This is a genomic window from Caenispirillum salinarum AK4 (genome assembly GCF_000315795.1).
GTDB classification, from domain to species: Bacteria; Pseudomonadota; Alphaproteobacteria; order Rhodospirillales; family Rhodospirillaceae; genus Caenispirillum; species Caenispirillum salinarum.
Genome location: NZ_ANHY01000006.1, coordinates 92193 through 105069 on the forward strand (window position 1 = coordinate 92193; position 12877 = coordinate 105069).

The 12877-nt window shown below is 69.8% G+C and carries 10 protein-coding genes; all 10 read left to right on the forward strand.

Annotation, left to right across the window (positions count from 1 at the left end):
* The first annotated feature begins 6 nt into the window (after positions 1–6).
* The 10 genes from tolB to C882_RS06860 all read left to right on the forward strand — a co-directional run bounded on the left by tolB (position 7) and on the right by C882_RS06860 (position 12826).
* Positions 7–1362, forward strand: a complete 1356-nt coding sequence (tolB, locus tag C882_RS06815; protein WP_009539841.1) for a Tol-Pal system beta propeller repeat protein TolB — start codon at positions 7–9, stop codon at positions 1360–1362.
* 209 nt (positions 1363–1571) lie between these two features.
* Entirely contained in the window at positions 1572–2105 is a 534-nt protein-coding gene (gene pal / locus C882_RS06820; protein ID WP_009539842.1) for a peptidoglycan-associated lipoprotein Pal, read from the forward strand.
* 142 nt (positions 2106–2247) lie between these two features.
* Positions 2248–3282 carry a tol-pal system protein YbgF gene (gene ybgF, locus C882_RS06825; RefSeq protein ID WP_152415232.1) on the forward strand — a complete coding sequence of 345 codons (1035 nt, stop codon included), beginning with the start codon at positions 2248–2250 and terminating at the stop codon, positions 3280–3282.
* An 8-nt stretch (positions 3283–3290) separates the two neighbouring features.
* Positions 3291–4733, forward strand: coding sequence for a tRNA lysidine(34) synthetase TilS (gene tilS, locus C882_RS06830; protein WP_009539844.1), 1443 nt, complete (start codon positions 3291–3293; stop codon positions 4731–4733).
* 16 nt (positions 4734–4749) lie between these two features.
* Positions 4750–6696: an ATP-dependent zinc metalloprotease FtsH gene (gene ftsH / locus C882_RS06835; protein ID WP_009539845.1), complete on the forward strand. Its 1947-nt coding sequence runs from the start codon at positions 4750–4752 to the stop codon at positions 6694–6696.
* A gap of 4 nt (positions 6697–6700) precedes the next feature.
* Complete coding sequence (folP, locus tag C882_RS06840) at positions 6701–7861, forward strand: dihydropteroate synthase (protein WP_009539846.1); 1161 nt, start codon at positions 6701–6703, stop codon at positions 7859–7861.
* Positions 7862–7939: 78 nt separating this feature from the next.
* Positions 7940–9313: a phosphoglucosamine mutase gene (gene glmM, locus C882_RS06845; protein WP_009539847.1), complete on the forward strand. Its 1374-nt coding sequence runs from the start codon at positions 7940–7942 to the stop codon at positions 9311–9313.
* Positions 9313–10122, forward strand: coding sequence for a bifunctional hydroxymethylpyrimidine kinase/phosphomethylpyrimidine kinase (thiD, locus tag C882_RS06850; protein WP_009539848.1), 810 nt, complete (start codon positions 9313–9315; stop codon positions 10120–10122). Before glmM ends, thiD begins: the two co-directional genes overlap by 1 nt.
* 28 nt (positions 10123–10150) lie before the next feature.
* A complete protein-coding gene (locus C882_RS06855; protein WP_009539849.1) occupies positions 10151–10861 on the forward strand; it encodes an alanyl-tRNA editing protein in 711 nt (236 codons plus the stop codon).
* 60 nt (positions 10862–10921) lie between these two features.
* Positions 10922–12826 carry an SLC13 family permease gene (locus C882_RS06860; protein ID WP_009539850.1) on the forward strand — a complete coding sequence of 635 codons (1905 nt, stop codon included), beginning with the start codon at positions 10922–10924 and terminating at the stop codon, positions 12824–12826.
* Positions 12827–12877: the final 51 nt, after the last annotated feature.

Sequence of the window (12877 nt, forward strand, 5' to 3'; positions counted from 1 at the left end):
CCGACCATGCGCTTGAATGACGTCCGCAATGCCCTGAAGCGCGGCCTGGTCGCCGTCGTCGCCGTGGTGGCGACGGTGGCCGCCGTTGCGCTTCAGCCGGCTCCCGCCGCTGCCGAGGTGCGCATCGACATCACCCGCGGCAAGGTGGAGCCGCTGCCCATCGCCGTCGTGCCCTTCAATGCCGACAGCCCGCAGGCGGCCCAGCTCGCCCGCGACATTTCGGGAGTCATCGCCGCCGACTTGGAGCGTTCGGGCCTGTTTGCGCCCATCGATCAGGCCGCCTTCATCCAGCGCGACGTGCCCATGAACGCGCCGCCGCGCTTCATGGACTGGCGCTCCATCGCCGCCCAGGCGCTGGTGCACGGGGCGGTGCAGCCGCAGCCGGACGGCCGGGTGCGCATCGCCTACCGCCTGTGGGACATCTTCGCGGAAAACCAGATGGCGGGGCAGGCCTACACCACCCAGGCCGACAATTGGCGCCGCATCGCCCACATCATCGCCGATGACATCTACGAGCGCATCACCGGCGAGCAGGGCTATTTCGACACCCGCATCGTCTATGTGGCGGAAAGCGGGCCGGCCGTGGACCGCACCAAGCGCCTGGCGATCATGGATCAGGACGGCGCCAATCACCGCTACCTGACCGACGGGTCCTCGCTGGTGCTGACGCCGCGGTTTTCGCCGACCAGCCAGGAAATCACCTTCATGTCGTATTCCAACGGCGTGCCGCGGGTGTTCCTCTACAACATCGACACCGGCCGGCAGGAGCTTCTGGGCGAGTTCCCCGGCATGACGTTCGCGCCGCGGTTCTCGCCGGACGGCAACAAGGTGATCCTGTCCATGGCGCGCGACGGCAACTCGGAAATCTACGAGATGGACCTGCGCACGCGCCGCATCACGCGCCTGACCAACCATCCGGCCATCGATACCAGCCCCAGCTATTCGCCGGACGGCCAGCAGATCACCTTCAACTCCGACCGCGGCGGCGCGCAGCAGATCTACGTGATGGACGCCGACGGCGGCAACGTGCGCCGCATCAGCTTCGGCGACGGCCGTTACGCCACGCCCGTCTGGAGCCCGCGCGGCGACCTGATCGCCTTCACCAAGATGAAGTCCGGCCAGTTCTACATCGGCGTCATGCGGCCCGACGGCTCGGGCGAGCGGATGCTGGCCACCGACTATCTGGTGGAAGGCCCGACCTGGGCGCCCAACGGCCGCGTGCTCATGTTCTTCCGCCAGAGCAGGGGCGGCCCGAATGCCGCGCCCAAGCTGGTGACGGTGGACCTGACCGGCCAGAACGAGCGCCTTGTGGTGACCCCGCAGGATGCGTCCGATCCGGCGTGGTCGCCGCTGCTCCAGTAGGGGTGACGAGGGGACCTTCTTCACGCCGATGTTTTCGCGTCGCCACCGGCATGGGGTGGCGGCGCGGGGCGAATTCGGCTAAGACTTTCGGCGTCCGGGCAGGCATCGGCCCGGCGTCGCGACACGGCTTTCGGCGTCGGAGGACGGCCGCGCATAGGGCGGTCGACGGCAGCCGGACCGACCGATTGGTTCATGGGAGTGACATTGCGATGAAGTTCCGTTCTTTGAGTGTTTTTGCCGCCGTCGCGCTGCTGGCCGCCTGCACCACCCCGCCCGAGGAAGGCGCGGGCACGGGCGGCGCGGGCGCCATGGGCACAGCCGGCATGGGCGCGGGCGCGGCCGGCACGGGCATGGGTGCCGACGGCATGGGCCAGGCCGGTCCGGCCGCGGGCTCGGTTCAGGAGTTCCGCGAGGTCGTGGGCGACCGCGTCTTCTTCGCCACCGATGCCTACACGCTGAGCCCCGAGGCTCAGGCCACCCTGCGCCGCCAGGCGGCGTGGCTGCAGCAGTACCCCGGCAAGAACGTGCTGGTGGAGGGCCACGCCGACGAGCGCGGCACCCGCGAGTACAACCTGGCGCTCGGCGAGCGTCGCGCCAACTCGGCCAAGGACTTCCTTGTGCTGCAGGGCGTGCCCGCCAACCGCATCCAGACGGTCTCCTACGGCAAGGAGCGCCCGGTCTGCGTCGAAAGCACGCCGGACTGCTGGCAGCAGAACCGCCGCAGCGTCACCGTCATCCGCTGAGGCCGCGGCGGCGGCACCGGGCCCGCTTGTGCGGGCCGGGCGCCCGCCGCCGGGTTCCTGGGCGCAGAGGCAGAGGAGTTCCACCGTGTCGATCCTTGGCTTGCGACGCATCCGCCGCCGTTCCGTCCCGTTGGGCCGGCGATTGCTCGCCACCTCAATGCTGGCCGTGGGAATGGCGGCCGCCGTCGTAACGGTGTCGGCGCCCGCGCCGGCCGTCGCGCAGTCTGCCCAGGAACGGTTGGACCGCCTGGAGCGCGACCTCCAGCTTCTCCAGCGTCAGGTCTACCGGGGTGATTTCGCCGCCGGCCAGACGCCGCCGCCCGCCACCGCGGGGGCGGACGTATCCGGCGACGTGGCGACCCGTCTTCAGGGGCGCATCACCGAACTGGAGCAACTGGTGACGCGCCTGACCGGTCGCGTGGAAGAGACGCAGTATCAGGTCCAGCAGATGGACCAGCGCCTCCAGCGCTTCATGGATGACGTGGACTTCCGCCTGCAACAGCTTGAGGGCACGGGCGGCGCGGCCGCTGCTCCGGCGCAGGGCCAGAGCCAAAACCAGGGCGCGGGAGGACAGGCGCCCGCGCCGGGTCAGGAAGCCCCTGCCACATCGGGCGGTTTCCGTGCCGCCACCCCGTCCCAGCCCGCGCCGACCGGCGGGCAGGGGGCAGGCTCGCAGGGGCTGGCGCCCGGCGAGGGCACTCTCGGCACCATCCCGGCGGAGCCTCCCGCGCAGGCTCAAGCGGAGGGGCAGGCCCCCGCGCAGACGGGGCCCGTGCTGCCCGAGGGCACGCCCGAGGAGCAGTATTCCTATGCCTTCGGCCTGCTGCGCGAAGGGGCCTATGACCGCGCCTCGCAGGCCTTCGAGGCCTTCGTCGACCGTCACGGCGACCATTCGCTGGCCGGCAATGCACAGTACTGGCTGGGCGAGACCCACTATGTGCAGGGTGACTACGAGCGGGCGGCGGTGACCTTCCTGGACGGCTACCGCAGCTATCCGGAAAGCCCCAAGGCGCCGGACAACCTGCTCAAGCTTGGGTTGACCATGGCCCAGTTGGACAAAACCCGCGAGGCCTGCGCCGCGTTCACGCGCATCTCCGGCGAGTACCCGCAGGCGCCCGATCCCATCCAGCGCCGCGCCCGCTCCGAGGCCGAGCGCCTGGGCTGCGGCAACCTCTGACCTGCGCCATGGGCGGCCCGGAAAATCTCGACCATCGGGCGGTGCCGGAGGACGGCACCGCCCGTCCCGTCTCGGCGGAGGACTTCGCCGCACGCATGGCGCCGCTGGGCCCGTTCGAGCGTCCGCCGCGCCTGGCCGTGGCGGTCTCGGGCGGGGCGGACAGCCTGGCGCTGGCGCTGCTGGCCCATGAGTGGGCGGCGCATCGCGGCGGCTCGGTCCTGGCACTGACCGTCGACCACGGCTTGCGGCCCGAGGCGGCGGAGGAGGCCCGCGCCGTCGGCCGCCGGCTGGCGGCGCGCGGCATCGACCACGCCATCCTCACGAATGAAGGTCCTGCCCCCCACGCCAACGTTCAGGCGGAGGCGCGCGGCTTGCGGTATCGTTTGTTGCTGGAGCGCTGCCGGGGCGAGGGCATCCTGCATCTGCTGACCGCCCATCACCGCGAGGACCAGGCGGAAACGCTTTTGCTGCGCCTCGGCCGCGGCTCGGGCCTGCGCGGGCTGTCGGCCATGGCACCGGTGGCCGAAATGGCGGAGGCCCGGGTGCTGCGGCCGCTGCTGGATGTTCCGCGCGCCAGCCTGTCCGCCACCTGCGCCGGCGCCGGCGTGAAGTGGGTCGACGACCCCAGCAACCGCGACCGCCGCCATGCCCGGGTGCGCGCCCGGGCGCTGCTTCCGGCGCTGGAGACGGCGGAGATCGGTCTGACGGCGACGCGCTTGGCGCAGACGGCAGCCCGGCTCGGCCGCGCGCGGGCGGCGGAGGATGAGGCTGTCGCGGCCTTGCTGGCCGAGGCGGCGACGGTTCATCCGCTGGGACATGCGACGCTGGACCCCGACCCCTTTGCCGACGCGCCGGAAGAGATCGCGCTCCGGGCCTTGTCGCGGGTGCTTGCCTGCATCGGTGGGTCGGCGCATACGCCCCGGCTCGACGGGCTGGAGCAGGCGTTCGCGCGGTTGGGGACGGCGGAGCTGACGGTCGCCGGGTGCCGCGTCGTCCATCGCCAGAAGCGCTGGATCGTCTGTCGCGAGGCCGGACGCGCCGCGCCGCCCGCGCCGCTGCCGGCCGGCCGTTGGGACGGCCGCTGGTGCTGGGTGCCGGGCTCCGACCGTCCGGACATCCATGTCGGAGCCCTGGGCGAGGCGGGCCTGCCGGCTGTTCCGAAAGAGGTGCGCAGGGCCTTGCCGTCGGTGGTCGTCCAGGCGCTTCCCGCCGTATGGAAGGATGGCGGCGTGATCGGGTTGCCCGGCCTCGGCTGGTGGAGAGACATGGCTTCGGCACCGCCGCTGCAACCGGGAAGCCTGCGGTTTGCCCCGCGCGTTGCCATGACGTATGTTGGATGTGGCGGCTTGCGCCGGGGGCGTCGTCACCTATGTAGGCAGGTAGATATTTCCCGCGTGGCGGAAGGGCGAATGAAGGCAGGTACGGGACATCGCCCCCGTCGCGCGACATGAGTGGAAGGGTCTGGAATTGAACTTCAGCAAAAACGTGCTTCTGTGGGTGATCATCGCCGTCCTCTTGGTGGCGCTGTTCAACCTGTTTCAGACGTCTTCCCCGCGCGGGACGGAGGCGCCGGTGGCGTATTCCGAGTTCATGGAGCAGGTCGAATCGAACCAGGTTCGCGACGTCACCATCCAGGGCGAGCAGATCACCGGGCACTACACCGACGGCCGCAAGTTCTCCACTTACGCGCCGCCGCAGAGCAGTGACCTGGTCCCGACCTTGCGCGAATCCGGTGTGCGCGTGAGCGCCACGCCGGCGGAAGACAACGTGCCGACCTTCTGGGGCATCCTGATTTCCTGGTTCCCCATGCTGCTTCTGATCGCCGTGTGGATCTTCTTCATGCGGCAGATGCAGGGCGGCGGCGGCAAGGCGATGGGCTTCGGCAAGTCCAAGGCCAAGATGTTGACCGAGAAGGCGGGCCGCGTCACCTTCGACGACGTCGCCGGCATCGACGAGGCCAAGCAGGAGCTTGAGGAAATCGTCGAGTACCTGCGCGATCCGCAGAAGTTCCAGCGCCTGGGCGGCAAGATCCCCAAGGGCGTGCTTCTGGTGGGCCCGCCGGGCACCGGTAAGACGCTGTTGGCGCGGTCCATCGCCGGCGAGGCCAACGTGCCGTTCTTCACCATCTCGGGCTCCGATTTCGTCGAGATGTTCGTCGGCGTCGGCGCCAGCCGTGTCCGCGACATGTTCGAGCAGGGCAAGAAGAACGCGCCGTGCATCATCTTCATCGACGAAATCGACGCCGTGGGCCGCCACCGTGGTGCCGGTCTCGGCGGCGGCAACGATGAGCGCGAGCAGACCCTGAACCAGCTGCTGGTGGAGATGGACGGCTTCGAGGCCAACGAGGGCGTCATTCTCATCGCGGCCACCAACCGCCCCGACGTGCTGGACCCGGCGCTGCTGCGCCCCGGCCGCTTCGACCGGCAGGTCGTGGTGCCCAACCCCGACGTGCTGGGCCGCGAGAAGATCCTCAAGGTCCACATGCGCAAGGTGCCGCTGTCGCCGGACGTCGACGTGCGCATCGTCGCGCGCGGCACGCCGGGCTTCTCGGGCGCCGATCTGGCGAACCTGGTCAACGAGGCCGCGCTCATGGCCGCCCGCAAGGGCAAGCGCGTGGTCACCATGTCCGACTTCGAGGAAGCCAAGGACAAGGTCATCATGGGTGCGGAGCGCCGCTCCATGGTCATGTCCGAGGACGAGAAGAAGCTGACGGCCTACCACGAGGGCGGCCACGCCCTGGTGACCCTGATGTGCCCGGAATACGACCCGGTCCACAAGGCGACCATCATCCCGCGCGGCCGTGCGCTGGGTCTGGTGCAGAGCCTGCCGGAGCGCGACCGCATGTCGCACTCCCGCGAGTACCTGGAGGCTTTCCTGGCGATCGCCATGGGTGGCCGCGTGGCCGAGGAAGTGATTTTCGGCAGGGAGAAGGTCACCACCGGCGCCAGCCAGGACATCAAGATGGCCACCGACCGCGCCCGGCGCATGGTGACCGAGTGGGGCTTCTCCGAGAAGCTCGGCCCGCTGACCTACGGCGAGCCGGAAGGCGAGGTGTTCCTCGGCCACTCGGTGACGCAGCACAAGAACATGTCCGAGCGCACCGCCCAGATGGTCGACGAGGAAGTGAAGCGCATCGTCGATGCGGGGTACCAGCGGGCCTACAAGTACATCACGGAAAACCGTGACAAGCTGGAGGCCATCGCCCAGGGGCTGCTCGAGTACGAGACCCTGTCGGGCGAGGAGCTGAAGACCCTCATGGCCGGCGGCCAGATCCGCCGCGACGACGACACGGGCGGCGGCACCCCGCAGCCGTCCGGCGGTCGCCGGTCGTCGGTTCCCGTCGCCGGCAAGGGCAAGGGCTCCGAGGGCGAGGCCGGCATCGGCCCGGGTCCGGAGCCTCAGCCGGGAACCTGATGCCGTGAGCGTGACCATTACCCCTTCCATCACGGAAAGCCCCGCGCTCGCGCGGGGCTTTTCTCTGCCCGAGGGCGCCGATCCGGCGTCCATGATCCACTTGGCCCCCGCCGGCCTGCTGACCGGCGCCGCCGCCCGCGCGGCGGTGGAGGGCTGTCATGCCCTGCCGCTCGCGGGCCGCGAAGACATGGCCTTCGCGCTGCTGGCCGTGCTGATCCGCAAGCCGGGCGGCGGTGCTTCGGCCGTGGTGGCGCCGGAGGAAGCCGTCACCGCCTGGGCCGAGGGATGCGGCGAGGCCGTGGCGGCCCATGTGGCGGCCACGCTCGACCGCCTGACCGCGCCGCGCCCGGCCTTCGCGGGTCTGTCCATGGATCGGCCGCGCATCATGGGCATCCTGAACATCACCCCCGACAGTTTCTCCGACGGCGGCGACCGCTACGACCCCTCGGTCGCCATCGCCGACGGCCTGGCGATGATGGAGGCGGGCGCCGACATCCTGGACGTGGGCGGCGAAAGCACGCGCCCCGGCTCCGACCCGGTGCCACCGGAAGAGGAAATCCGCCGGGTCGTGCCGGTCGTGCGGGGCTTGGCGGAGAAGGGGGCCGTCGTCTCCATCGACACCCGCAATGCCGCCACCATGGAAGCCGCCGTGACCGCTGGCGCGCGCATCGTCAACGATGTGACGGCACTCACCTGGGACCCGAATGCGCTTCCGACAGTGGCGAAACTGGACGTACCGGTGGTGCTCATGCACATCAAGGGCACGCCCCAGACCATGCAGAAGGACCCGGTCTACGACTGCGCGCCGCTGGACGTCGCCGACTGGCTGCGGGCGCGGGCGGAGCAGGCGCGGGCGGCGGGCGTTGAGGCACAGAACATCTGCCTCGACCCTGGCATCGGCTTTGGCAAGACGCTCGGCCACAACCTGGAAATCCTGGCGTGGTCCGGGGTGCTGCACGGCCTGGGACACCCGGTGCTGCTGGGCCTGTCGCGCAAGTCCTTCATCGGCCGCCTCAGCCGGGGCGAGGCGCCCAAGGAGCGCCTGCCGGGCACCGTCGCGGCCGATCAGTCGGGGCTCGACCGCGGCCTGCAGATACTCCGGGTCCACGATGTTCCGGAGGCGGTGCAGGCGGTCGCCACATGGCGGGGCATCGGGTCAGTCTGACGACAGGTTGCCAAGCGGCCGTGCGCTGGGATAGTCCTTAGGGTAACTGTTCCGACCTTCGAGCACGGACTCTTGCCCATGACATCCAAGCTGTTCGGCACCGACGGTGTGCGCGGCACCGCCAATGCCTATCCCATGACCGCCGACGTCGCCATGAAGATCGGCATGGCGGCGGGGGCTCACTTCACCAACGGCGACCACCGGCACACGGTGGTCATCGGCAAGGACACGCGCCTGTCGGGCTACATGCTGGAGCCGGCGCTGACGGCCGGCTTCATCTCCGTCGGCATGGACGTGATCCTGGTCGGTCCCATGCCGACGCCTGCGGTCGCCATGCTGACGCGGTCCCTGCGGGCGGACATGGGTGTCGTCATCTCGGCATCGCACAACCCCTACGAGGACAATGGCATCAAGCTGTTCGGCCCCGACGGGTTCAAGCTGTCCGACGCCACCGAGGACGAGATCGAGCATCTGCTGCACAACGGGCTGGATGCCCTTCGCGTGGCGCCGGCGAAGCTGGGGAAGGCGCGCCGCATGGAGGACGCCACCGGTCGCTACATCGAGAGCGTCAAGGCGACGCTGCCGCGCGACCGGCGGCTGGACGGCCTGAAGGTCGTCGTCGATTGCGCCAACGGGGCGGCCTACAAGGTCGCGCCGCAGGTGATCTGGGAACTGGGCGCCGAGGTCATTCCCATCGGCGTCGAGCCCGACGGCTTCAACATCAACAAAGGCTGCGGTTCGCTGTACCCGGAGCGGATGCAGCAGGCGGTCGTCAGCCACGGCGCCGACATCGGCATCTCGCTGGACGGCGACGCCGACCGCATCCAGGTCTGCGACGAGCACGGCGCCATGGTGGACGGCGACCAGCTCATGGGCCTGATCGCGCGCGCCTGGAAGCGCGACGGCAAGCTGCAGGGCGATGCCCTTGTGGCGACAGTCATGTCCAATCTGGGGCTGGAGCGCTTCATCGAGGGTGAGGGCCTCAAGATGGTCCGCACCAAGGTGGGTGACCGCTACGTGGTGGAATGCATGCGCCGCGACGGCTACAACCTGGGCGGCGAGCAGTCCGGCCACATCGTCCTCGGCGGGCAGGCGACCACCGGCGACGGCCTCATGGCGGGGCTGGAGGTGCTGTCGGAACTGATCCAGCAGGGGCGCCGGGCGAGCGAGGTTTGCCACGTCTTCGACCGGGTGCCGCAGGTGCTCAAGAACGTGCGCCTGGCCCACCGGGACGCGGCCAAGGCCGTCATGGACAGCAAGGTGGTGACGGACGCCATCGGGGCCGCCGAGGCGCGGCTGGAGGCTTCGGGCGGGCGCCTGCTCATCCGCCAGTCGGGCACCGAGCCCAAGATTCGCGTTATGGCCGAAGGCGACGACAAGGCGCTGGTGGAAGAGTTGGTGGACGGCCTGTGTGCCACCATCCAGGGCGAGGCCGCCAAGGAGGCCGCGTGATGCAGGGCCGCGTTCTGATTGTCGCCGGCAGTGACTCCGGCGGCGGCGCCGGCATCCAGGCGGACACCAAGACCGTCACGGCGCTCCAGGGCTTTGCCATGACGGCCATCACGGCGCTCACGGCGCAGAACACGTGCGGCGTCCATGGCGTGCATCCGGTGCCGGGCGATTTCATCCGGCAGCAGATCCAGGTCTGCATGACCGACATCGGGGCCGACGTCGTCAAGATCGGCATGCTGGGGGACGCGCCGACCATCGAGACCGTCGCCCAGGCGCTGGAGGACTTCGCCCCCGACGTACCGCTGGTGGTGGATCCGGTGATGGTCGCCAAGGGCGGCCATCCGCTGCTGGCGCGCGAGGCCGTGACGGCGCTGAAGGGCCGGCTCATCACGCGGGCGACGGTCATCACGCCGAACCTGCCGGAGGCGGAAACGCTGCTAGGCCGCGAGGTCCGTACCCTGAAGGACATGGAGGCCGCCGCCGACGACCTGTTGGCGCTCGGCCCCAAGGCGGTGTTGCTCAAGGGCGGGCACCTGGCCGCCGAGGAAAAGCTCGTCGACCTTCTGATCACCGCCGAAGGCGTGACCCGGTTCGAGAGCGGGCGCGTCGCCACAACGTCCACGCACGGCACGGGCTGCACGCTTGCCTCGGCCGTGGCGACGGGGCTCGCCCAGGGCCGCGACCTGACCAGTGCGGTGTCCCGCGCGCGGGAGTATGTCCTGGGTGCCATTCGCACCGCGCCGGGCTACGGACAAGGGCACGGCCCCCTGGACCACGCCCACACCGTGCGCCCGTTCGAGCGCCTGTGACGATCTTTCCCGAAGGACCGCCGAGCCCATGACCGACGAACTGTTCCGCGAGGACTCCTACCTCAAGGAGTGCGCCGCCACCGTCACCCGTGCCGCCGACGGCGCCGTCTGCCTGGACCGAACCGTGTTCTATCCAATGGGCGGCGGGCAGCCGGGCGACTCCGGCGTGCTGAAGCTGGCCGACGGCGGGGCGGTGCGCATCGCCGACACGCGCAAGGACAAGGACACCGGCGACATCCTCCACATCCTGGCCGAGGGCGAGACCGCCCCGGCCGAGGGCGCGGCCGTGACCGTCGTCCTCGACTGGGACCGGCGTCACCGGCACATGCGGATGCATTCGTGCCTGCACCTGCTGTGCTCGCTGGTGCCCGGCGCGGTGACCGGCGGCAACGTCAGCGACGCCAAGGGGCGGCTCGACTTCGACCTTGAGGAAAGCCCGGACAAGGCGGAGCTGACGGAGAAGCTGAATGCGCTCATCGCAGCAGATGCGCCGGTCGCGCATTCCTGGATCGCGGACGAGGAGCTTGAGGCCAACCCGGAGATGGTCCGCACCATGTCGGTCAAGCCGCCCATGGGGCAGGGGCGCGTGCGCATCATTTCGGTTCAGGGCGTCGATACGCAGCCCTGCGGCGGCACCCATGTCGCGCGCACAGGCGAGATCGGTCCCGTCGAGGTAGCAAAAATCGAAAAGAAGGGGCGCATGAACCGTCGCATCAGTGTCGCGTTCATGTCAGGCTGAATCCTCCAACTGCGGTAAGGGATTAAGGCCATCCTCGGTCCGGGAGTCGCCGACATTCAGATGTGGATCACGCTCGCCCTGATGGTGGGCGTGATCGTGCTTTACGTGACCGAGTGGCTGAGCCTGGAGCTGACCTCGCTGCTGCTGCTGTCGGCGCTGGTGCTGCTGTTCCACGTCGCCCCCGTCACGCAAGACGGCGAGGTGGTGCTGGAGTCCGCCGACCTGGTGCGGGGCTTCGCCAACCCGGCGCTGCTGACGGTGCTGGCGCTGCTGGTGGTGGGCGAGGCCATGATCCGCACCGGCGCCCTAGATTCGGTGGCGGAGCAGGTGGGCAATCCGCGCATGGGCGTGCACCGCGGCATCGTGATGGTGCTGCTGGGCGTCGCCGTGCTGTCGGCGTTCCTCAACAACACACCGGTCGTCGTCATCTTCATTCCCATCATGCAGGCGCTCGCCCGCAGCCGGAACTGGTCGCCGAGCCGCCTGATGATGCCGCTGTCCTTCGCCGCCATCCTGGGCGGCATGACGACGCTGATCGGCTCGTCGACGAACCTGCTGGTGTCCTCGGCCCTGATCGAGCTGGGGCGCGAGGAGCTGGGCTTCTTCGAGTTCCTGCCCATCGCGCTGGTGCTGGCGAGCATCGGCATGGTCTACACGCTGGTCATCGCACCGCGCCTGCTGCCCAGCCGCCAGCCCATGTCCAGCCGCATGGTCGGTGGCGGCAAACAGTTCGTCAGCCAGATCGTGGTGCCGGAAGACAGCCCGCTCATCGGCCAGAAGGCCGCTGCAGGCAAGTTCAAGGCGCTGCCCGACGTGACCGTGCGCCTGATCCAGCGGGGCGAGCATGCCGAACTGCCGCCGTTCGACGACTTCCCCATCCGGGCCGGCGACGTGCTGGTCATCGCCGCCACCCGCAGCGCCCTGACCGAGGTCGCCTCGCGCCACCCGGGCCTCCTGTTCCCGCCCGTCCCCGGCCGCGACAGCCAGGCGGAGCGCATCAAGGGGCAGAAGGCCGTCCAGGAGGGTGGGGCCGCCGATGCCAAGGAGACCGACTCCGCCAAGGATGGCGAGGACGAGGAAAACGAGGCCGCACCGCCGCCCGAACTGACGGAAATGGTGCTGGTGGAGGCGATGGTCAGCCCGGCCTCGCGCCTCATCGGCCTGACGCTGGAGCAGTATGGCATCCGCCAGCGGCACCGCTGCCTGGCGGTCGGCATCCTGCGCCGCGCCCGCATGATCCGCGCCCGCATGACCGAGATCCGGCTGGAGGCCGGCGACGTGATCCTGCTGCTTGGCCGCTCGCGCGACATCGACAACCTGCGCGGCGAGCGCGACCTGGTCATCATGTCCGGCACGCGCGACGCCCTGCCACGCCGGCACCTGGCGAAGACCGCCGGGGCCATCTTCGCCGTCACCGTCGGCCTGGCGGCCCTGGGACTCGTGCCGATCCTCGCCGCCGCGATCATCGCCGCGACGGCGCTCATCGGCGTCGGTGCCATAAACCTGCGGCAGGCGGCGCGGGCCCTGGACCGCAAGATCATCCTGGTGGTCGCCGCCGCCCTGGCCCTGGGCGATGCCTTGCAGGCCACCGGCGGCGCGCGGTGGATCGCCGAGGGCGCGCTGGCCGTGGCGGGAGACATGGGAACGGTCGGTGTGTTGTCAGCCTTCTTCCTGATGGTGGCGGTGTTCACCAACATCCTGACCAACAACGCGACCGCCGTGCTGTTCACCCCCATCGGCGTCAGCCTGGCCGACCAGATGGGCGTCGACCCGCGCATTTTCGCGATCACCGTGGTGCTGGCGGCCAACTGCTCGTTCGCTTCGCCCATCGGCTACAAGACCAACCTGCTGATCATGGGCCCGGGCCAGTACCACTTTGCCGATTTCGTGAAGGTGGGGCTGCCGCTGGTGGTCGTCCTGTGGATCGTCTTCACCCTGTTCGCGCCGGTGTACTGGAGCCTGTAGCCGGCCGCGTTGACGGGGGTCCGGGCGGCGCATAGAGTGCGCCTCTCACCG